Below are 21043 nucleotides of genomic sequence, written 5' to 3' on the forward strand. Positions count from 1 at the left end.
CATTAAATGTTAGATATACTAAATATATATATTCAAAATACTAAATTAATTTATGATAAACGAAAGCATGTAAATAAGCGTCAAGTTTGAAATACTTTAAGCTGACACTATAAGAATGCAAACTGAGGAATCAACTGATGAAAAACCGTACCCTACCTTTATCGTTACTTATTGGTGCCGCACTTACTATCCCAAGCTTGGCCATGGCAGCACCTGCTGAGACTGCACAAGCAAATATGCAAAACACTACTACCGCTACCACACTCGAGACTGAAGCTGTAAATGCTGATAATCAATCAGTACCAAATCAATCTAATTCGATTCAGATCAGCGAAACTCAGCGCATCTCAAGAGCAAGCGTGAATAGCAGCGCTAATCAACAGCAAATGGCGCCTAAGCTTCAAGCACAACAACAAGATCAAGATATGCAAGTACAACAACAAGCTATGCAGCAAGCACAACAGCAGGCTATGCAAGCCAAACAACAAGCCATGCAAGATCCAGAAGAAGCAATGCAACAACAAGAGATGCTACAAGAAGATCCACAAGAAGACATGCTAGATGAAGAGGATTTATTAGAGTCGGAACAAGACGACCAATAAGCTGAGTTATTAGCCACGCTAAAGCATTTCTAGTAATATATGTTTCAAATATATTCCCAATAAAAAAGGCAGCCTAATGGCTGCCTTTTTTATTGATTATTGCTGTTAATTATTTAGAAATGACTTGAGAAACCCATAAAGCCACTTATTTTTTAGTTTTAGTCACACCTGCTTCTTGCAGCAATGCACCCAACGTACCCATTTTGCTTGGCACTTCTGTTTTATCAGCCCTTGGCGCTTTGCTACGATTGTTGCTCGCGTTGTCTTTATCCTGACGCTTACCACGTGGGTTAGACGGACGTTTATCAGCAGCTGGGCGACTGCTAGTTGGACGGTCACTACGCGAGCGATTACCCTTCTCATCAGAACCAGCATCTCTCGCAGTAGGTTTTGCTGCTGGGCGTGCAGGTTTCTCAGATTCAGGCTTCATGCTAAACCCGATACGACCACGTTTTTCATCAATAGAAATAACACGTACTGACACGATGTCACCCGGCTTGACGCGGTTCATTGGATCGGCAACGAAATCATTGGCCATCTGTGAGATATGCACCAAGCCATCTTGATGGACACCAACGTCAATAAAGCAACCAAAAGCCGTCACATTGGTAACCACGCCTTCTAACGTCATCCCTTCGCTCAGATCTTTGATGCTATTGACATCGTCACGGAAATTAGCCGTTTTGAACTCAGGGCGTGGATCGCGAGCAGGTTTGGCAAGCTCTTCGATAATTGCTTTTACGCTGATATTGTCATCATTTGCAGCAAGCGCAGTAGTGTCGATCGTGTTTAGTACACCATCATTCCCCAATACTTCCGGCAATGCTTTACCGGTTTGCGCAAGTAAGCTATCAACCAGCGCATAGCTTTCTGGATGCACACCAGTCGCATCAAGTGGATTGCTACCGTCGTGTATGCGTAAGAAGCCTGCTGCCTGCTCAAAGGTTTTAGCACCCAAACGTGGGACGTTTTTGAGCGCCTCACGGCTATCAAACGCACCGTGCTCTTTACGATAAGTGACGATTTGCTGGGCGACGTTTTTATTCAAACCAGCAATGTGCGCTAAGATAGCAGGACTTGCCGTATTTACATCAACCCCAACCGCGTTCACGCTATCTTGGGTGACTTTATCCAAGCTATCGGCCAACTGGTTTTGGTTGACATCATGCTGATATTGACCAACGCCAATGGCTTTTGGATCAACCTTAACGAGCTCTGACAGTGGATCTTGTAAGCGACGCGCGATAGAAACCGCACCGCGTACGGATACGTCTAAATTGGCAAGCTCATCACTGGCAAGCTCACTCGCCGAATAAACAGAAGCGCCTGATTCATTAACGATAACCGCTTTGGCTTTTAGCTCAGAATTGGCAGCCAAAATTTCTTTAATCATCGCATCTGTTTCGCGGCTCGCCGTACCGTTACCGATAGCGACCAAATCAACGTTGTAAGTGCTTAACAGCTCATCGATGACTTTTTTAGCTGCATCCATCTTATTATCAGGGGCAAACGGATACACGGTAGCGACAACTGGCTTGTCTTCGTTATCCAACATGACATGACCTTGGGCATCAACGATGGACATTTTTACGCCATGACGAATACCAGGATCAACGCCTAAGATAACCTTACGACCAGCAGGTGCTGACATCAATAGGTGCTGTAAATTATTGGCAAACACATCAATCGCATCTGCTTCAGCGGTCAAACGTTTTTCAGTCAATAGACGATGTTCAATATGCGGACGCCATTTTTCTTTCCACAAGCTACTCGCCGCTTCTGCTAAAAACTCACGACGGGCAGCAGGTGCCTTGGCATCGATATCAAAATGAGCAATAATCTTTTCGATAAAAGGAGTATCTTCGCCTTCAATTTTGAGACCCAAAACGTTTTCTTGGCGACCACGTAGCATCGCTAATAGGCGATGATTGGGTAGACGAGCAAGGCTTTCACTGTGCTCAAAATAGTCTTTAAACTTCTCGCCAACTTCTCGTTTATCATCACTGGCAACTGCCGAGACGATACTGGCCGTTTTGGCAAAACCACTGCGCAAGTTATCCAGCAGATCTAACGCCTGCGTCCATTCATCAACGATGATGGCTTGTACGCCAGCCAACTGCTTGTCGATATCGCTAAAGTCGACCTCAATCTCATTACCGCTATCGTCAGAGATACTAGATGGCGCTTGATAGTCAGCCAGTGCCTCTGTTGGGGTAATCTCTTGTGTTAAGACTGCTTGAGCAGCCACATCGAGACCGGCAGCGCGTGCTTTGGCCGCTGGTGAACGGCGACGCGGACGATAAGGCAAGTAGATGTCTTCAAGCTCAAGTTTAGACGTCGCGTTATCAATACGCGTCTGTAGCTCGTCGGTCAAATTGCCTTGCGTACTAAGCAGCTCAGTAATTTTAAGGCGACGCGTTGCCATGTCGCGCTCATAATTGAGCGACTTCTCTAAAGCTCGCAGCTGCGCATCGTCAAGATTCTGCGTTTTTTCTTTACGGTAACGCGCAATAAACGGAACAGTCGCGCCTTCATCATAAAGTTTGACAAACGCATTGACTTGAGCAGTCTTAATGCCAAGCGCGCGAGCAAGCTTGTCGTGAATATTCGCGTGTGTGGTTGCATCCAAAACCTGTGCATTTGTCGAGGTTTGAGATGGCGTTAAGGTATCAGTGCTACTCATAGACGTATCAATCGTTGATAAATGGTGTTTGGCATTATAGCAAAAGCTGCATGAATAAAAATCCTTTTTATCTTTTCCTTATTTATCTGTGATTTTATAGCTTAATTCGGTTGCTATCTTAAGTTCTGTAGCCTTGTTAAACAAACGCATACAGCATTTATGCCTACAGGTGATGCAATTGGCGGTGCAATCTTATACACTAAAGTACCAAGAGCACAAATATTGATACGCACTGACGAATTGAACAAAAGTTTTTTATTTATATGCAATTTCTATAATAAATGGCTCAACCATAAAATAACGACAGTGTTTTTGCTGATAATTTCTACTAATAATAATTTTTATAAGAGGATGCCTGTATGCCTGACAATAACAGCCCCGATACTTTGACTCAGCGTATCTTAGTGGTCGATGATGATGCCCGTCTGCGTTCTTTATTACAACGCTTCCTAGAAGATGATGGCTTCGTCGTTCGTACTGCCCATGATGGCAGTCAAATGGACAAGTTGATGCAACGTGAGCTTTTTTCTTTGGTGGTGTTGGACTTGATGCTACCGGGTGAAGATGGCATTAGTATTTGTAAGCGTCTGCGTGAAGACAATGGCGATATTCCAATCATCATGCTGACTGCAAAAGGCGGCGATGCTGATCGTATCGCTGGTCTTGAAGCGGGCGCGGATGATTATCTGCCTAAGCCCTTTAACCCAAAAGAGCTGCTTGCTCGTATCAAAGCGGTACTTCGTCGTCAAAATCGCGAGCTGCCTGGTGCGCCAAGTCATCAGCTAGAAGTGGTTGAGTTTGGACCTTGGACACTTGATTTATCGACTCGTACGCTCAAACGTGACGGCAATGTCGTTACCTTAACAACTGGTGAATTTTCAGTATTAAAGGCATTGGTTCAGCATCCACGTGAGCCGTTAACTCGCGATAAGCTGATGAATCTAGCTCGTGGTCGTGAATGGGGTGCGATGGAGCGTTCTATCGATGTACAAGTCTCACGTCTGCGCCGCCTCATAGAGGACAACCCTTCGCAAGCCCGCTATATACAAACCGTTTGGGGCGTAGGCTACGTGTTCGTTCCTGACGAAGCCGAAGTCGAAACGGCAAAAAGTGAATAGTATTTACTTTATAGTTGCTGCTTTATAACCACTTATGACGATGGTTTAGACAATAATGGCTTTGACCACATCAACCATGATTCAAAACATACCCTGCACCTTGGTGACAGGGTTTTTGGGCGCGGGTAAAACCACCGTCATCAACCAGCTACTCTCTAGCAAGCCCGCCGATGAGCGCTGGGCGCTATTAATTAACGAGTTTGGGCGTATTGGCATTGATGGTGCGCTGCTAGCAAGTGCGCAAGACGACAATGCTGATGCAGGTAGCATTGCCATTCGTGAAGTCAGTGGTGGCTGTATTTGTTGTACCAGTCAACTGCCCCTACAAATTGCGATTACTCGCCTGCTTAGTGACCATCGTCCGCAGCGTCTTATTATCGAACCCACTGGATTGGCACATCCGCGCGAGTTGATACAACAACTGAGCGCGCCACATTGGCAGACAGTGCTCAATATGCAGGCCGTCATTACGGTGCTAAGTGGTGTGCAATGGCAACAACAAAAGTATCGTTCGCACGATGGTTTTCAAGCGCACGTCCGTGATGCTGATGTCTTAGTGATCAATCGCTATACGCAACTGGATGCAGATGAACTCAAGGCTTTACAAGAGTGGATAGCAATGCTCAATTCTGAGGTGGCTGTCATTTGGACAAAGTCTCTCTCTCGAACCGAAGATAATAGCTCAAATAATACAACTGCTTTGAGTACCCACTCATCAACGCTGATAGCACAGCTGACCAAACCAAGCCATACCATCTCTCAGCAATGCGCTACCGATAAAACCAAGCCTAATCAGATTCGTACTTCTTTAAAGCCATTTACTAGCTTGATGTCTAACCGAGCTACAGAGAACGACCAAAGTCTTGGAGACATAGAGGCAGATACCGATCTACCCTACCGCTATCATGAGCAACAACAAGATGTACTGCTAGGTGGCTGGCGCTTGCCTGCACATTATGTGTTTAATGCTGATGGTCTACAAGAATGGTTGTTAAGGCTGCCTAACTGGCAACGTATTAAAGGCTTGGTTAACACCTCTGATGGTTGGTTAAAGATTAACTTTACGCCTGACAGTTTGACTATCACCACGGCGAGCGCCCAAATTGATAGCCGACTAGAGGTGATTTTGCAGTCAGTTATAGATAACGGTGTAGTGTCTAACAAAGCAGAAGTAGAGAATACACCACTATTATTATCTTCACTAGATTGGCAGGCTTGCGACAATGAGCTGATGGAACTGGTGATTGAAGACACGCCCTAGTTACCTATAACAAGACTACCTTTTAAAAAATACTACGTTCAAAAAAAAGACCAACACTACTAAGTAAAATAGTAGGGTTGGTCTTTTTTTAATTAACTTGTACTAATTAGCGCAATTGACTGTCTTTACTGCCGCGACGATTAAACAGTTCAGCAGCTCTCGCCTCTTGCTCAAGCTCGGTTTGACAGCCGACGCAATGCTGCACACCCGGCACGGCAATACGACGCGCTTCTGGAATCGGGTTGCCACACTCATCACAAAATTCTGCACTCTTACCCGTTGGTTGCGCACGCCTCGCGCGCTCAAGCGCATCATTGACCGTCGCATCCATTTGTTCGTGCTCGGCACCATCTTTTGACCAGCCACCTGCCATAATCTTATCCTTTTTGTCTATTATTATTAATATCTTATAAGATAAAAGTCTTTAAGAACAGATAGATGGGGCTTTCTAAGCCTAATTACAACCCGCCAGCGACTGTAAAAAACATATATAACGCTATGGTTTTTACAGTAATCTTTCTCTGCTAATCTTTTGGTTGTAAATCTACCACTTGTCCACGTATTCCGATACTGGCGTCACTCATCAAACAAACATAGCCCGCCATAATGTCTTCAGGTGTCTTAAGAGACATTGGGTTTTCACCCGGATAAGCGTGAGCGCGCATATTGGTACGAGTGCCACCAGGATTGATACAGTTAAAACGCAGATTCGTCGTATTTTGCGTCTCTTGAGTAAAGATATCACTCATTCCTTCGACGGCTTGCTTGGAGAGCGCATAAGCACCCCAAAATGCGCGAGGATGCGTACCGACCGTGCTAGAAGTAAAGACAATGGAACCATGATTCGCATCTTTTAGCAGCGGTAACAACGCTTGGGTGAGCATAAAAGTCGCCGTAAAATTGACCTTCATTACTTGATCAAAAGTATCAATGTCATACATCTCAAGCGGCGTCAATTGTCCGAGCATACCAGCGTTGTGTAATATACCATCAAGCTGACCCACTTCTTTGTCGATAAGCCTTTCTAACTTCTGCATGTCTGCATAGGTTGCACCTTCTAAATTCATCGGTAGCATGGCTGGCTGCTTGCCACCCAAGCTCTCAATTTCATCATAGACATATTCAAGCTTGCTACTCGTGCGACCCAATAGTAGAACCGTGGCACCATAACGGGCGTAGGTTAATGAAGCGACGCGTCCAATGCCATCGCCTGCACCTGTTACCAAGATAGTCTTACCGTCTAAGCAATCAACAGGTGGCACAAACTGACGAATATTGTCGTGCGTTAAAGGTTGCATCGCATTTCCCGTGGCTGCTTGATGGTTCTGCTCGGTCGCCAACTGCTTAACATTGTCGCTCATGGTATGACTCACTGCTTGTTATTTATTATTAAAGGTATTTAATTTCAAAAGCATTTATTTTTAGAAGGACTTACTTAAAGGCAACTATTGCAGATGACATATTCATGAGTCATTTACTTATAGTTGATGTTCCTACAATTGATCTAATTATAGTTTAATTATTTATAATTGGATCAGTTATAGATATTCGAACTTACCCGAAGCAAGTAAAAGTTTATTCAGCTGCGCAGGGGTATCAGTAATATAATCTGCACCCCATTTCTTTAAGCTTTTCTGATCTTCAAGTGGAATATAGCCATAAGCGGCCAAAATCGTCGACATGCCAGCGGCATTGCCAGCGTCAATATCACGTATGTGATCGCCGACATAGAGAACACAGCCAGCAGCGCCGCGCGGTATACCGAGTTTCTCTAATGCCATATACATCGGCTCTGGATCAGGCTTGGAACGTGACACATCCTCAGGACAGACCAAGGCCGCACAGCGTTCATCTAACTGCATTTTTTGTAACAGTAGCTCTGCTAGATAGCGCGGCTTATTGGTGACAATACCCCAAGGTACGCCTTTTTTCTCAAGTGTGGTCAGCACTTCTTCTAACTCGCTAAATACACAGCTATCAATACAAATATCTGCGGCATAATCATCCAAAAACTGCTGACGAAAACCAAGTAAATCATCTTCGCTAACGCTGTCTTGCCCATTTTGATGCAGCATAAGCTTGACCATGGCTGACGCACCAGCAGAAACTTGTTCTCGAATAAGCGCTTCAGGCGGGGCTTGCCAATCGTTTTCGCGGCTCATTTTACCGATAATCCGTACAAAGTCAGCGGCAGTATCGATTAGCGTCCCATCAAGGTCAAATAAAACGGCTTTGACGAATTGGCTCATAAGGCATACTCTTTTAATTAGTGAGGTGTTTGGTGCGTTAATGATGGGACGATAAGCAATGACTTAAACTATCAAGCCTTTGGCTTTTGTACGGCTATCATATAATTGACATCGACGTTTTGTGCCAGCCAGTAACGCTTGGTTATTGGGTTGTAATGTAGGCCAATGATATCTTGGCGTGTAAACCCAGCAGTAACTGCCATTTTGTCCAGCTCAGCAGGCGTGATAAATTTGGCATAATCATGGGTGCCACGGTCAAGCAAGCGCAATACATATTCGGCGCCAACGATAGCAAACAGATACGATTTGGGATTACGGTTGATCGTCGATAACACACACACACCGCCAGGCGCTAACAGCTCAAAACAAGCCTGCACAATCGAGCTTGGATCAGGCACATGCTCAAGCATTTCCATGCATGTCACCACATCGAACTGACCCGCATGGGTTTTTGCTAGCTGCTCTACTGGGATATGCTGATAGCGCAACGTCTTTTCTAAATTGCTTTGCTCGGCATGAAGCGTGGCCGCTTTTAGGTTTTCAGTCCCTAAGTCTATACCGGTCACATCAGCACCGCGACGTGCCATCGACTCAGACAATATACCGCCGCCACAACCGACATCGAGCACTTTTTTGCCAGTCAGACCCATCTCAGCAGTCTTACTAGCGTTTGTACTATCATCGCTATTTTGATAGCCGCGCTTAATATTTTCTTCTATCCAGTTCAGGCGGAGTGGATTGATTTCATGTAAAGTTGCAAACGCGCCAGCATTGCTCCACCATTGGCTCGCCAGTTTATTAAACTTGTCGACTTCGCTAGGATCCACATTTATCGTGGCAGCCGTTGTACTATCAGCCACAGTATCATCCGTAACCGTATTATTAGTATCAGCATCATCGAAACGGCTGGTCGCTTGATCATTTACAGAAGACGAAGATAAAGCTGCGCTCATAGCATTTTCCTTTAGAGTTATTATCGTATACAGTGCACGATTATATACTTAATATTAGCATGCAAGCGGCGGTTTTGTCGTGAGTACATCGTCACGGATTGTGAATGAGGTTAGCAAATACTTGAACGTCATCATCACCGTATGCTGTTTACTTTATAGCAACTATTGCTCCAATGGCAGTTTCTGCCTTTACTTGATTAAAATTTTCAATTTTGAAACTCAAATAGTGATAAGTAAGATACCTTAAATAATAGCTCACAGGTTTACAACCGTTAGTTAAGAATCGGGTTCACAACCACACCTATTTTACGTTATTATAGTCGGTACTCTACTGTAGGTTGATTATACTCGACACTTTGTCATTTATACCTTCAAACTCCTAAAACTCTCAGTCTCTACCTCTCAAGGAAAAAGTATGAAACGTGTCATTACATTGACTGGTCTGGCTTTCGCCATTGGAATCGCCAGTATGGGCGCACAAGCAGCCGATTATGTCGCCGGAAAAGATTATCGCGTGCTAGACAATCCAGAAAAAATCACCGGTGATGCTATTATTGTGCGTGAATTCTTTTGGTATGGTTGCCCGCATTGTAATGCGCTTAATCCACATATGGAAAAATGGGCAAAAAACAAAGACAAAGATGTGGCATTCTTCAAAACGCCAGCAGCGCTTAACCCTGTTTGGGAAGCCAGTGCCCGTGGTTTTTATTCTGCTCAACTCCTAGGCTATGAAAGCAAAACCCATGATGCGTTATTTGATGCCATTCATAAAGATGGCAAAAAACTGTTTGACCAAGCTTCATTAAGCAAATGGTATGCATCTCAAGGTGTTGATCAAAAGAAATTCAACAGCCTTTATAACTCATTTGCCGTTGGTACAAAAATTGGTCGCTCACAAGCAGGCGCTAAACGTTATCAGCTATCGGGCGTACCCGCTGTTGTGGTACAAGGCAAGTACGTGGTAACGGGTGAAGACGCCAAAGTAGTTAAGGTTGTCGATTACTTAGTTGACAAAGCACGTGCTGAGAAAAAATAAACACAGGCATGTCTATGACGTTAATTATCTTTAATTAGACTGTATTAACGCCGCTAAAAAAGCCAATCAATCATGATTGGCTTTTTTGTGTTTAGACTTCGATAGGGTTTTATACAGTCATTAGTAGCTTTACCGATAGCTGGTTTAGGACAACTATCCTTTTAAATCCGATAAGATTGTCACTTCGCGAATATAGCTGGCTAAATCTTCTTTAGACTCCATCATCAGCTCGTCATCGTGCGTGTGCTTGGCGTATTCGATCCAAAGCAATAACTGATACAGACTGTTGCGCTCTGAAATTTTATACTGTTTGACAAACTGCTTTAGTGTGCCTTCATCATTGATATTGAGACGTTCGGACCAGCTTTCTATTTTAGAGACTTGTTCTTTTGGAAAAAAGGCATCGAATAAAGCTTTTACCAATTCATGGCGATTTTCTTCGCTAATCAATTTGCCGACTCGCTTGGTCTGTCTAATACGCGCAGTGGCACTGGTGATATCCGCAAGAGCCATCAACTCTGCCATAAAATAATCACTGGCTGGCAGGTTTTTCAGCTGTTTTTTCGACAAGCTGGCAAGTGGTATCGATAACTGTTGTAAGCGCTCATGGGATTTTTTGAGTTCTGTGCGCGAGACGCGCATATCATGTTCTGACCAGTCAATCATAAAAGCGTTCCAAAATAATGAATAATAAAAGTACTAGGGCGTGTCCTCACTCTAAAAACGGCGATAAAAATAAGACAAATTGCAGTCAAACAAGAAAAATAGCGCAGATAATATCAAGATACTAACCAACTATTTGACGCTGTTTGGCAAAATTTAGCCATTTTTAGCCCATCAATTAAATTGAGGACATATTCTAATGTTTACCAATAACTACCAACGGTTTTTTTCACGATGTTTCGCCAACACTTTTATAGTGTTTGGCATCGCATCGGCAAGACGACGTTGTAAACTATCGGTAATAAATACTGAGCGGTGCTTGCCACCAGTGCAGCCAATTGCCACTGTCACGGTATGACGGTTATTGTGTAAAAAATCAGGCAGCCAACGGCTTAAAAACCTTTCGAGATCGTCGGTCATTTCAACCACTTCTGGATAATCTGCAAAAAATTCGCCGACCTCAGAGTCAAGACCAGTCAAGGCGCGCAGTTCAGGTTTCCAGTGTGGGTTTGGCAAAATCCTAACATCAAATATAAAATCAGCATCAATTGGGCTGCCGTACTTAAAACCAAAAGACAGCAAATTAATGACAATTTGATTGTCAATACCGACATAGGCACGCAACGTGTCTTTGAGCTGATGGATATTAAGCATACTGGTATCAATTGTGATATCAGCGTGGCTGGCAATGGGCTCTAACAGCTCAACTTCTTTTTTGATCGCGGCTGGTAGATTGAAAGCGATATGCCTAGCATTATCACTGTCAACATCTTGTGACATCAACGGATGAACGCGTCGCGTTGCATTAAAGCGTGCAACCAAGGTGCTTTCTTGCGCGGTCACATACACTACTTCAACAGCCCGCTTACCATAAGTCTGTTTTAGAATGTCATGGGTCTCAGCGAAATTAGATAAGTCAGCGCGCGGGGTACGAATATCAACACCAAGCGCGATGCGTTTGATACCACTATCGCTGACCAGCTTCTTGGCAGCATCAGGCACCAATGATAACGGTAAATTATCGATAGAATAATAGCCTAAATCTTCTAGGATATTCAATACTGACGTTTTACCTGAGCCAGAACGCCCTGACACGACTAAAATACTCAGCCGCTCATCGTTCGTTACAGCCCCCACTTCCCGCTCTGTTTGCTTACTGTTGTTTGCATCCATGATCCGTCATCCTAGTCCATTGCATCCAGCAAATTACTACGTTACAACGGCTAATGTACCGTCACTAATTGGTTGTCTAACAATCGTGCCCGCCCTAGCCAAGCAGCGACTAAAATCATTAAATGGCTACTTTTACCATTACCGTTTGCTTCACTACTATCACTAGTATCAATAGTCCCTAGCTGGTCAGTTTTTATTTCTAGATAATCGATATTGAAGCCAGCATCGCTAATACGCTGATGCGTTTCTGCTAGTAATGCGTCAAACCCTTGCATACCCTGCTTATTACTCGTTAACTGCTGTGCTAGTTTCTGTGCTAGGCGTTGCAGTTCCATATGAAGTACGGGAGCTGTTTTGCGCTCTGCTGCGCTCAAGTATTGATTGCGTGAAGACAGCGCCAAGCCATCGACAGCGCGAACAATAGGTGCACCCACAATCTCAATGGGATAGCTCAAATCACGTACTAATTGTTTGATAATCGCTAGTTGCTGGTAGTCTTTTTGTCCAAATACCGCCACATCAGGCTGCACGATATTGAATAATTTAGAGACGACAATACCCACACCATCAAAGTGACCAAGACGTGATTGACCACATAATTGATTGGTAATGGCACCAGCAAGAACTGTGGTCGATGGTGGCAATACCGGATACATCTCATCGACATTGGGTGCAAAAACATAATCTGCACCAACCGTTGCTAGCTTAGCGACATCTTCCTCCAAGGTGCGTGGATAACTATCAAAATCCTCTCCTTCCCCAAACTGGGTAGGATTGACAAAGATACTCACCACCACAATATCGGCATGCTGCTTAGCAATGCTTACCAGCTCCAGATGACCTTCATGCAGGTTGCCCATCGTTGGTACTAAAGCAATACGCTGAGCGCTATCTGGTTTATCATTTCTTTGACCACGATAAGGCTGTAGAGCGGCGCGCAACTCTGAAATCTGCTGATAAATGATTGGCATCGTTAAATATTCTTCTACTGATAATCGTAAAAACCAAAAGACTCGTTAAGACTGGCTAAAAAAATTAGCTAAATTGGTGCTGCTCAGTTGGAAAACTGCCGTCGCGTACTGACTGCTGATAAAGGGCAAAGGCGCCTTCGATACTGTGCGTACTATTGCGCTCATCAGTTAAAAAGTCATGAACGAAGCGAGGTACTCGGCCATGAGCCATGCCCAGCATGTCATGCATGACCAACACTTGGCCATCCGTATCTTCGCCAGCGCCAATGCCAATCACTGGTACTGTAACCGCTTCTGTAACCGCTTTCGCAAGCTCAGCAGGTACGCATTCTAATACTAAAAGTGCGGCACCTGCGGCAACCACTGCTTTGGCATCAGCAAGCAATTTATCAGCTGCTGCGTCACCGCGACCTTGGATTTTATAACCGCCAAACACATTGACTGATTGCGGGGTCAATCCAAGATGGACACAAGTGGGCGTACCTGCTTGCGCCAATGTAGTCACCAGTTCACAAAGCTCACTACCGCCTTCGATTTTAATCACATGCGCGCCAGCTTGCATCAATCGACGGCTGTTAGCGACCGCTTCTGGCAAGGTCACATAACTCATAAACGGCAAGTCAGCCAGTATCAGTGCGTATTTATTACTACGGGCAATATTGGCCGTATGATAAGCCATATCATCAACGGTTACAGGCAAGGTGGAATCATGGCCTTGTACCACCATACCCAAACTATCACCGATCAAAATGGTATCAATCTGTGCCTTGTCCATCATCCGTGCAAACATCGAGTCATAGCACGTTAAGCAAGTAAACTTGGTGCCGTCTTTTTTGAATTTATTTAAAGTAGATAACGTCGTCATATGACCCTCGATTAATCTTCAATGCCTTTAGTTATAAATACCTTTAACTATTATCGTGCCTATGACCCAAAATTTATCAGTCGCTTGATAATAATTTTAACCCTGTCCAATCTTTACTAGATGGATAATCATCTATCGATATACCATCAATGATGAGCGCTGAGGCTAACTCTCGCAGCGGTAACAAGACAAAATTACGCTCAAGCAGTCCAGCATGCGGTATGGTTAGCTGCGGCTCGGTAATTCGCGTGTCGCCATATAACAAGATATCGACGTCCAGACTACGCTCACCCCAACGTCGTAAGCGTGCCCGCTTAGCCTGCTCTTCTAGCTGCTGACAAAATGCGAGCAACTCAAAGGGGGTCAATATCGTCTTAAAACCAGCCACTGCATTAACAAAGTCAGGCTGATCTTGTGGCCCCATAGGCGCCGACGCATAAAATGAGGAAGCTTGAACCTCGCGTATCTGCTTATGCTCTCGTAACCCTTGCAATGCCTGCTGTAAGTGTTCTACCGGCGAACCCAACTCATTGGTTAGATTGCTACCCAAGCCCACATAGCAGGTTGCCCAATCAACATTATCCACATCGTCAGCAATACTAGACATTATCGGTACTGGGCTGGCGACGGCGACGTTTCGATGGTACTGGGCCTTTATTATCGCCCATTTTATTATTACTCACTTGACCGGCCAACGATTTGCTATCAGCATTTTGACTGTTCTTAGTAGACCTAGCCTCTGCTGCTTTCTTAGCTTTCGCAGATACAGTCGCTTTATTAGCTTCTGTCTTATTCCCTGCCGTCTTAGTTGCTGCAGGTTCTACTGTTTTTTTAGCTTTACTAGTAGACTGAGCTGCTGGCTTAGGTGCTTTCTTGGTGTACTCCGCTTCAGTTTTATCGGTGTTATTAGCAGCTACTTGCTTCTCGGTGCTGTCAGCAAGATTAGTATTGTCTACACTTGGCTGACGGCGACAGCGTTTATGCGGTATCGGCTCATTGTTCATAGTGACGAGCGCAGGCGTTCTTGCTACCGAACGGGTAGGATAGGCATTAGCAGCAGGTGACGTAACCTCTGGCTGTTTATCCTTAGGCTGCTGGGTCTTATTTGAACGATCAGCCTTGCTATCAGTTTTTGCATTCTGATTGTGTCCATCTTTATCAGCTGATGCATTCTTAGTAGCTGACTTTTTCTGCACAGGCTCTGGACGTTGCTTAGGCTTATCAGCAGGTGATAGCTGCTTTTGTAATGGCGGCACGACGTTTGCGTGCTCGATGACAAACAATGGCGCAGGCTTAGAGTGATGGCGTTTATTTGCAGTTTGACTGCTGGTATTAGCAAGAGACAACTGCTGTAGCTGAGCAAGCTCATTACTGTCTTGTTTTACCTGCTGCGAGTCATGACCTTTATCTTTATTACCACTAAACTGCTTGGCAGAAGTAGATTGGCTGGCAGCGCGGCGACGGCGTGAGGGGATATTTGACGAATCATTTACCACGGCTTGTTCATGACCATTTTTCTCAGTACTGTGATTTTCAGTGCTATGCTTATCAGTGCTGCCATTGGCTTTGCTACGCTTAGTGTTGTTTTGATTAGACATCGATTCATCCACTATATTTGACTCTGGCTTTTGGCGATTACGTCCGCGCCCTCGCTGCCCTTTCTTATAGGCACCGCGACGAATATTTTCATCGAAATCATCAATCGCTTGCTCTTGCTCTTGTTCAGACAAGGTTTGATACGTTTGCCACCAGTCGCCCATATCATTGGTCGATTCGGATAGCGGATGCTCAGCATCACCGCACTGTTCGCGCAATAGTAAAAAGTCAAAGCCCGCACGGAAGCGTGGGTGCTCAGAGAGCTGAACGATTTGTTTACTACGCGGAGCCGCTAGTTTTGGCTGCAATATCCAAATATCACGGATAAACTGCTCTGCAAATTTAGGAATAGCGGTCTTGATGCGTTGACGATCGATGACTTTACCAGCCGCATGCATCTGCGCTTCAGCAAATGGCATATTGCGCTTTTTGGCTTTTTCTAACTGATGCAGGTAGTTTTCCCATAATATGGCTGCGTAGAAAAATGCTGGGTTGATACTTTTGCCTGCCGCGATACGTTTATCCGTATTGATAGCCACTTGTTTTACTAAAGGACTGGGCTCAGATGGTGGATAAATAATTAAGCTATCAATCGCACCCGATTCAAACAATAACGGCAACAATGGCACCAGATAGCCACCCGTAAACATTTTCTGCGTTTCATCATAGAGACGGTGCGGTGATATTTGCTCAAGCAGCGCCCAATTACCATCATGAAATTGCTCAGACAATGCCTCATCAAACTCAAAACCGAGCTTGGCTTTAAAACGTAACGCCCGTAATAAGCGTACTGGATCTTCTTCAATACGAACCGGCGCATGACCTAACAGACGAATGATCCTATTATCAATGTCTTCAAGCGCACCGCAAAAATCATGAACCACACCTTTAAGTGGCTGATAATAAAGCGCATTGATCGAAAAATCACGACGAGAGAAATCTTGCTGGATATCGCCCCAAACATTATCACGCAGGATCATACCATCTTGATTGGTGGTGCCACTGCTGGTGGGCGGGCCACGGAAGGTAGCGACCTCAATCAGCTCACGGCCTGAATACACGTGCGCCAACTGAAAGCGGCGACCGATAATACGGCAGCGCTTGCCAAAGACGTCTTTAATCTCATGCGGCTTGGCGTCAGTGACAGCATCAAAGTCTTTGGGCCGCAGACCCAATAAGGTATCGCGCACGCCGCCACCGACGATATAGGCGTCAAACCCAGCTCGGGTCAAGGTGGCAATTACTTCAGTAATGGAATTGGGTAATTCAGATTTATTCAGTTCTAACTGCTTGGCGGCACGCTCGGCCATGCATCTACTCCTCGCCGGTATTCTTTAACCACCCCTGACGAACACAGCGTTTATCAGGCGGATGTACTCACTAGTTTAACAAATTTTGCGCGCGCTGGGTGCGTTATGACATGTACTTACGTGCTATTTTGTCAATATTAGGGTTAATTAATGCAAAACACGGCCATTAATCCTGCACACTTAAACGTCTTCTATTTTTCTCAACCGTTTTTGCACCAATACCTTTGACCTTTGCTAACTCATCTACTGTCTTAAAACTACCGAACATTTCACGATATAAAATAATCGCTTGGGCTTTGCTACTACCAATACCATTTAGCGAAACCAGCTCGCCTTCGCTGGCACGATTGATATTCACGGTATATTGCTCACGCGCTTGAGTTTTGGCATTTTCTTGCGATAAAAGATAATCATAAGCACTTTGAGGATTATCAAAACAGGGCACAGCATTAGCATTGTTAAGCATCAGAATAGCCAAAACATAACCTAAAATAGCAGTCTTGACTAAACTGGTAAACGAGACTTTAGAATGAGCGTTCATGATGATCGTTCATATCGTTTCGCCGCTTCCCATAATGCATCCATTTCTGTTATGTCGCTGTCCTCTAAACGCTTGCCAGCTGCCGCCAGTTGCGCTTCAATATAACCAAAACGTGACTTAAATTTATGCACACACGTCAGCGTTGCTGCTTCTGCATCAAGGTTCAATTTACGGGCGACATTGACTAATGCAAACATACAATCGCCCAGCTCCTTTTCAACCTCTCTGATATTTTTTTTGACTTCAGTTTTAGATTTATCTATCAATTCACTCTTTAGCTCGGCAATCTCTTCATCCAGCTTATCCACTGCCCCTGCAACGCCTTCCCAATCAAATCCAAGTTTTGATGCCTGCTTTTGTACATCTTGTGCCTGCATGAGCGCACTACCCGCTTTGGTATTGTCTAGACGACGTTTGGGTTTACCTCGTGCCTCGCGCGCTTGCTGCTCCTCCGCTTTAATCTCATCCCAGCGTAATTTTACTGCCACGTCATCTTCGAGGGTTTCAGCCTCAAACACATGCGGGTGACGACGAATGAGCTTTTCTTGTAAAGTGGCGATAACATCGCTCATATCAAAGCGACCTTGCTCCGCATACATCTGACAATGGAAAACAACTTGTAGCAGCACATCACCAAGCTCGCCTTTGATATCCTCATCATCCTCACTCTGTACCGCTTCACCTAGCTCATAAGCTTCTTCGATCGCATAAGGAATTAGGCTGTGATTGGTTTGCTTTTTGTCCCACGGACAGTCAACACGTAGCCGTGCCATCAAAGCCAATAAATCGTCTAATTCACCACTGGCAGTTGGCGTTCCTTGTACTGGTGCAGGCGCTGCTATTTTATTGTTTTGACTGCTCATGAGGGATACTCGTTTCGTTTATTATTTTATTTGGTAGGTTAGTATAAATTTAATCAATAACGATTGCTGCGTGTCTTATTCATCATTGAACGCTTAGTGTATCATTGAACCTTGATTGGCTTATAATCGTGCTATCTACTTTATTATTTTATCATTGCACACGCGCAAGGAATTTTATCATTATGTCTACGTCTGCGACCATTTTTTATCAGCCAGAAACTGCATTTAATCCTATTATTATTGATTCATTTAAGGCTTACGATATTCGCGGCGAGCTTGGGGTAAATCTAAACGAAGCCATTGCTTATCGTATTGGTCGTGCCTTTGCACAGATTTTATCTCAGCGTTATCATGCTTCGGTTAAGGCTCATGACAATGACATGGCAACTCTAAAACCTGCCATCGTTATTGGTAGTGACATTCGCCATTCAAGCGAGCAATTAAAACAAGCGACCATCGCTGGTATTATAGATGCGGGTATCGACGTGATTGACTTGGGCATGAGCGGTACAGAAGAGGTGTATTTTGCCACCAGTCACTATCAGGCGTTGGGTGGCATCGAAGTCACTGCCAGTCATAACCCTATCAATTATAATGGCTTAAAACTGGTTAAAGAACACTCAAAACCCATTAGCGCTGATGATGGCTTAGCAGAGATTCAAGCATTGGCAGAATCTGGGCAATTCACCACTGAAAACCAATCAGGAACGTTGCAATTATTGACTGATAAAAGTGCTTATGTTAATCACGTCATCAGCTTTATAGATACCGATAAATTAAAACCGCTGAAACTGGTTATTAACTCAGGTAATGGCAGTGCGGGACCCGTCGTTGATTTATTAATTGACCAACTTGCGCAAGCGGGCGCACCCATTGAAGTGATTAAACTGCATCATACACCAGATGGCAGCTTCCCTAATGGCATCCCTAATCCTATGATTGAAGCCAATAGAGTCGCGACTCAACACGCGGTTTTGGAAAATAAAGCCGACCTTGGTATTGCTTTTGATGGCGACTTTGACCGCTGCTTTCTATTCGATGAACATGGTGAATTTATCGATGGTAGCTATGTGGTAGGCATGCTTGCACAAACGTTTTTGAATAAGTACCCAAATGAGTCAATCGTCTACGATCCACGTGTCATTTACAATACTGAGGCAGTGATTAAAGAGCATAATGGTAAGGCTGTCATCAGTAAATCTGGACATTCATTTATTAAGCAAGTCATGCGTGATTCTGGCGCTGTTTATGGCGGCGAGATGTCTGCCCATCACTACTTTCGCGACTTTTTCTATTGTGACAGCGGTATGATTCCTTGGCTGCTCACCATCGAGCTATTGTCTGTCACAGGTAAAACCTTGTCAGAATTGGTCAGCGGCTATATTCAAGCTTATCCAAGTTCAGGCGAGCTTAATTTTCGTCTCACCACTCATGATGCGCCAATGATTATTAGCGCTATTGAGGAAAAATTTAGCAGCGAAAATCCAACCAAATCAATGCTTGATGGCTTGAGCCTTAACTTTGGCGAGTGGCGCTTTAATCTGCGAGCTTCCAATACCGAACCGCTGATCAGATTAAACATCGAAAGTCGTGGTGATAAAGAACTGCTGGCTATTAAAACTCAAGAAGTTCAACAGTGGCTAGCGGCGAAAGGTGCTGTACCAGCGTAAATCCATACCGTTTAATACGCCCTACTTAAAATCAAAAAAAGCTCGCTGATTATTATCAGCGAGCTTTTTTAGCAATAAACAAAATTGAATAGAACTATTTAGACCGACCAATACCTAAATAGTCGCCCACTAAACTATCTATCTGCGAGCGTGTCATTACATTTTGCGCATCAAATACTGGCATCGCCTGTTGATTAAGCTTGGCAATATCTAGTTGATCTTGTGGCGACCAACTAACGATAAAAACAGCCTGTGCGGCATTTAGCTGCTGATAAGGAGTATTAATCAATTGCAATAATGGTTGCTGCTGATAAAGCGCGGCAAGTTCATCTTGTGCTTTATCGCTATACACCAAAGTACGAATATTATAAGACCACAGCAATGCTAGTAATGGATGTATGGCTGAGCCTGCAGTACGTCCAGAGCCTGATTTATAACTACCGCCCCAAACCATCACCGTTTTATTATCAATAAAGCCATCAAAATATTGCCAGAATTTACGGAATATCAGCTCTTTTTGGTCTTCATTGATGTGCATGACTGACTGTAACAGCGGCATATCTAAACTATGACTCACGCTCGACTGCTGTAATTTAGCCAGCTCGGTCGGCAATGTATTGCCTCCAAAGCCCCAGCCTGCTTGCAGATAGCTGCTACCGACACGCTCATCTAGCCCCATAATACGACTGACTTGCTTGATATCAACCTGCTGACTGTCAGCCAAGCGTGACATCTCATTCATAAAACTCACTCGCGTCGCGAGCATCGCCATGATACTGCTACGGGCAAACTCTATCGTTGCGATATCAGCATGATGAGCGGCATGCGCATGCTGCATTAACGGCTTCAATACTTCTAGATGCTGGCTACTGTTGGCTGTTTTTTCACCGAGTAACCACAATGCAGGGTTCAGCATCGAGCTATAAGCATCACCGTCTTGCAAGAATACAAACGGCACATAATATACCCACGCGCGCTGCAAATTCTGAGCGAGTACTGAGACAATGCCTAGTTTCTCAATACCACTCATAATCACAGGCAGCGCCTGTTGATGGCTGTGGTTGAATGCGGTAATCCAGCTGTCTTCTGCCCATACTGGCTTGATACTGTCTAAAAACAACCAATAAAGTGCCACAATGCTTTGAGTATTCGCTTCGTCATGACCTACTGATTCATAGCCTTTTATTAATGTATCAGCACTATCTGGCAACGCTTTACTTAGAATGATTTGCTGCTGCTCATACATTTGCCACAGCGCTTGCAAGTGATGCTCAAAGCTATATTGCTGCAACTGCCGCTCTAGCATCGCTACGTCTGCATATAAATGAACAGTCTGACCCAAGCTTGCCAGCACCACGGCACTGGTAATGGCCTCAATACTATGACCAACGAGCACGCAGACGGACGGTTTTTTACATTTATGACTCAGTTCATCTGACATAGAACGACCTTTCGATATGTTTATATTAATATCAGTATGCGAGTAACG

The 21043-nt window shown here is 44.5% G+C and carries 19 protein-coding genes; 5 read left to right on the top strand and 14 right to left on the bottom strand.

What is annotated here, in order from left to right; genetic code table 11:
- Window positions 1–137: 137 nt before the first annotated feature.
- Window positions 138–602, top strand: coding sequence for a hypothetical protein (locus tag AAEY72_RS05130; RefSeq protein ID WP_352309701.1), 465 nt, complete (start codon window positions 138–140; stop codon window positions 600–602).
- A 145-nt stretch (window positions 603–747) separates the two neighbouring features.
- Here AAEY72_RS05130 and AAEY72_RS05135 read toward each other — a convergent pair whose 3' ends face one another.
- Window positions 748–3285 carry a helix-hairpin-helix domain-containing protein gene (locus AAEY72_RS05135; protein WP_352309702.1) on the bottom strand — a complete coding sequence of 846 codons (2538 nt, stop codon included), beginning with the start codon at window positions 3283–3285 and terminating at the stop codon, window positions 748–750.
- Between the two features lie 359 nt (window positions 3286–3644).
- On the opposite strand from AAEY72_RS05135, the gene ompR reads away from it, so the two are divergent.
- Together ompR and AAEY72_RS05145 are read left to right on the top strand one after the other, a co-directional pair.
- The gene (gene ompR, locus AAEY72_RS05140) at window positions 3645–4403 is read left to right on the top strand and encodes an osmolarity response regulator transcription factor OmpR (RefSeq protein ID WP_025651114.1); all 759 of its coding nucleotides are present in this window, start codon (window positions 3645–3647) and stop codon (window positions 4401–4403) included.
- Between the two features lie 55 nt (window positions 4404–4458).
- Window positions 4459–5664, top strand: coding sequence for a CobW family GTP-binding protein (locus AAEY72_RS05145; protein ID WP_352309703.1), 1206 nt, complete (start codon window positions 4459–4461; stop codon window positions 5662–5664).
- Between the two features lie 106 nt (window positions 5665–5770).
- Here the strand turns inward: AAEY72_RS05145 and AAEY72_RS05150 are convergent, their stop codons facing one another.
- The 4 genes from AAEY72_RS05150 to ubiG all read right to left on the bottom strand — a co-directional run bounded on the left by AAEY72_RS05150 (window position 5771) and on the right by ubiG (window position 8866).
- Window positions 5771–6037: a DksA/TraR family C4-type zinc finger protein gene (locus tag AAEY72_RS05150; protein ID WP_010200867.1), complete on the bottom strand. Its 267-nt coding sequence runs from the start codon at window positions 6035–6037 to the stop codon at window positions 5771–5773.
- A 151-nt stretch (window positions 6038–6188) separates the two neighbouring features.
- A complete protein-coding gene (locus AAEY72_RS05155; RefSeq protein WP_352309833.1) occupies window positions 6189–6962 on the bottom strand; it encodes a YciK family oxidoreductase in 774 nt (257 codons plus the stop codon).
- A gap of 240 nt (window positions 6963–7202) precedes the next feature.
- Window positions 7203–7913, bottom strand: a complete 711-nt coding sequence (locus tag AAEY72_RS05160) for an HAD family hydrolase (RefSeq protein ID WP_352309704.1) — start codon at window positions 7911–7913, stop codon at window positions 7203–7205.
- Between the two features lie 71 nt (window positions 7914–7984).
- A complete protein-coding gene (gene ubiG / locus AAEY72_RS05165; RefSeq protein ID WP_352309705.1) occupies window positions 7985–8866 on the bottom strand; it encodes a bifunctional 2-polyprenyl-6-hydroxyphenol methylase/3-demethylubiquinol 3-O-methyltransferase UbiG in 882 nt (293 codons plus the stop codon).
- 415 nt (window positions 8867–9281) lie between these two features.
- On the opposite strand from ubiG, the gene AAEY72_RS05170 reads away from it, so the two are divergent.
- A complete protein-coding gene (locus tag AAEY72_RS05170) occupies window positions 9282–9902 on the top strand; it encodes a thiol:disulfide interchange protein DsbA/DsbL (RefSeq protein ID WP_210540887.1) in 621 nt (206 codons plus the stop codon).
- 153 nt (window positions 9903–10055) lie between these two features.
- Here AAEY72_RS05170 and yjgA read toward each other — a convergent pair whose 3' ends face one another.
- From yjgA to mazG, 8 genes are all read right to left on the bottom strand, one after another.
- A complete protein-coding gene (yjgA, locus tag AAEY72_RS05175) occupies window positions 10056–10568 on the bottom strand; it encodes a ribosome biogenesis factor YjgA (protein WP_010200860.1) in 513 nt (170 codons plus the stop codon).
- 210 nt (window positions 10569–10778) lie between these two features.
- Window positions 10779–11738: an RNase adapter RapZ gene (gene rapZ / locus AAEY72_RS05180; protein ID WP_352309706.1), complete on the bottom strand. Its 960-nt coding sequence runs from the start codon at window positions 11736–11738 to the stop codon at window positions 10779–10781.
- A 50-nt stretch (window positions 11739–11788) separates the two neighbouring features.
- Entirely contained in the window at window positions 11789–12709 is a 921-nt protein-coding gene (gene panC / locus AAEY72_RS05185; protein WP_352309707.1) for a pantoate--beta-alanine ligase, read from the bottom strand.
- A gap of 64 nt (window positions 12710–12773) precedes the next feature.
- Window positions 12774–13574, bottom strand: a complete 801-nt coding sequence (gene panB / locus AAEY72_RS05190; RefSeq protein ID WP_352309708.1) for a 3-methyl-2-oxobutanoate hydroxymethyltransferase — start codon at window positions 13572–13574, stop codon at window positions 12774–12776.
- A gap of 76 nt (window positions 13575–13650) precedes the next feature.
- On the bottom strand, window positions 13651–14181 hold the full coding sequence (gene folK / locus AAEY72_RS05195; protein ID WP_352309709.1) for a 2-amino-4-hydroxy-6-hydroxymethyldihydropteridine diphosphokinase: 531 nt from the start codon (window positions 14179–14181) through the stop codon (window positions 13651–13653).
- On the bottom strand, window positions 14174–16480 hold the full coding sequence (gene pcnB, locus AAEY72_RS05200) for a polynucleotide adenylyltransferase PcnB (RefSeq protein WP_352309710.1): 2307 nt from the start codon (window positions 16478–16480) through the stop codon (window positions 14174–14176). The genes folK and pcnB overlap by 8 nt, the downstream gene beginning before the upstream one ends.
- 166 nt (window positions 16481–16646) lie before the next feature.
- Window positions 16647–17021, bottom strand: a complete 375-nt coding sequence (locus tag AAEY72_RS05205; protein WP_352309711.1) for a ComEA family DNA-binding protein — start codon at window positions 17019–17021, stop codon at window positions 16647–16649.
- Entirely contained in the window at window positions 17018–17884 is an 867-nt protein-coding gene (mazG, locus tag AAEY72_RS05210) for a nucleoside triphosphate pyrophosphohydrolase (RefSeq protein ID WP_352309713.1), read from the bottom strand. The genes AAEY72_RS05205 and mazG overlap by 4 nt, the downstream gene beginning before the upstream one ends.
- A gap of 182 nt (window positions 17885–18066) precedes the next feature.
- Between mazG and AAEY72_RS05215 the strand changes: the two genes are divergently transcribed.
- Window positions 18067–19554, top strand: a complete 1488-nt coding sequence (locus AAEY72_RS05215) for a phosphohexomutase domain-containing protein (protein WP_352309714.1) — start codon at window positions 18067–18069, stop codon at window positions 19552–19554.
- A gap of 94 nt (window positions 19555–19648) precedes the next feature.
- On the opposite strand, the gene AAEY72_RS05220 is transcribed toward AAEY72_RS05215, so the two are convergent.
- Window positions 19649–20995, bottom strand: a complete 1347-nt coding sequence (locus AAEY72_RS05220; RefSeq protein WP_352309715.1) for a UDP-glucose/GDP-mannose dehydrogenase family protein — start codon at window positions 20993–20995, stop codon at window positions 19649–19651.
- Between the last annotated feature and the right edge of the window lie 48 nt (window positions 20996–21043).

It is taken from the genome of Psychrobacter sp. W2-37-MNA-CIBAN-0211 (assembly GCF_040309405.1).
In the GTDB taxonomy this organism is placed as follows: Bacteria; Pseudomonadota; Gammaproteobacteria; order Pseudomonadales; family Moraxellaceae; genus Psychrobacter; species Psychrobacter glaciei.

What these genes read in the sequence shown, in the direction of transcription:
- AAEY72_RS05130 (WP_352309701.1), top strand. Translation starts at nt 138, where the DNA reads ATGAAAAACCGTACCCTACCTTTATCGTTACTTATTGGTGCCGCACTT.
- AAEY72_RS05135 (WP_352309702.1), bottom strand. Translation starts at nt 3,285, where the DNA reads ATGAGTAGCACTGATACCTTAACGCCATCTCAAACCTCGACAAATGCA.
- ompR (WP_025651114.1), top strand. Translation starts at nt 3,645, where the DNA reads ATGCCTGACAATAACAGCCCCGATACTTTGACTCAGCGTATCTTAGTG.
- AAEY72_RS05145 (WP_352309703.1), top strand. Translation starts at nt 4,459, where the DNA reads ATGGCTTTGACCACATCAACCATGATTCAAAACATACCCTGCACCTTG.
- AAEY72_RS05150 (WP_010200867.1), bottom strand. Translation starts at nt 6,037, where the DNA reads ATGGCAGGTGGCTGGTCAAAAGATGGTGCCGAGCACGAACAAATGGAT.
- AAEY72_RS05155 (WP_352309833.1), bottom strand. Translation starts at nt 6,962, where the DNA reads ATGCAACCTTTAACGCACGACAATATTCGTCAGTTTGTGCCACCTGTT.
- AAEY72_RS05160 (WP_352309704.1), bottom strand. Translation starts at nt 7,913, where the DNA reads ATGAGCCAATTCGTCAAAGCCGTTTTATTTGACCTTGATGGGACGCTA.
- ubiG (WP_352309705.1), bottom strand. Translation starts at nt 8,866, where the DNA reads ATGAGCGCAGCTTTATCTTCGTCTTCTGTAAATGATCAAGCGACCAGC.
- AAEY72_RS05170 (WP_210540887.1), top strand. Translation starts at nt 9,282, where the DNA reads ATGAAACGTGTCATTACATTGACTGGTCTGGCTTTCGCCATTGGAATC.
- yjgA (WP_010200860.1), bottom strand. Translation starts at nt 10,568, where the DNA reads ATGATTGACTGGTCAGAACATGATATGCGCGTCTCGCGCACAGAACTC.
- rapZ (WP_352309706.1), bottom strand. Translation starts at nt 11,738, where the DNA reads ATGGATGCAAACAACAGTAAGCAAACAGAGCGGGAAGTGGGGGCTGTA.
- panC (WP_352309707.1), bottom strand. Translation starts at nt 12,709, where the DNA reads ATGCCAATCATTTATCAGCAGATTTCAGAGTTGCGCGCCGCTCTACAG.
- panB (WP_352309708.1), bottom strand. Translation starts at nt 13,574, where the DNA reads ATGACGACGTTATCTACTTTAAATAAATTCAAAAAAGACGGCACCAAG.
- folK (WP_352309709.1), bottom strand. Translation starts at nt 14,181, where the DNA reads ATGTCTAGTATTGCTGACGATGTGGATAATGTTGATTGGGCAACCTGC.
- pcnB (WP_352309710.1), bottom strand. Translation starts at nt 16,480, where the DNA reads ATGGCCGAGCGTGCCGCCAAGCAGTTAGAACTGAATAAATCTGAATTA.
- AAEY72_RS05205 (WP_352309711.1), bottom strand. Translation starts at nt 17,021, where the DNA reads ATGAACGCTCATTCTAAAGTCTCGTTTACCAGTTTAGTCAAGACTGCT.
- mazG (WP_352309713.1), bottom strand. Translation starts at nt 17,884, where the DNA reads ATGAGCAGTCAAAACAATAAAATAGCAGCGCCTGCACCAGTACAAGGA.
- AAEY72_RS05215 (WP_352309714.1), top strand. Translation starts at nt 18,067, where the DNA reads ATGTCTACGTCTGCGACCATTTTTTATCAGCCAGAAACTGCATTTAAT.
- AAEY72_RS05220 (WP_352309715.1), bottom strand. Translation starts at nt 20,995, where the DNA reads ATGTCAGATGAACTGAGTCATAAATGTAAAAAACCGTCCGTCTGCGTG.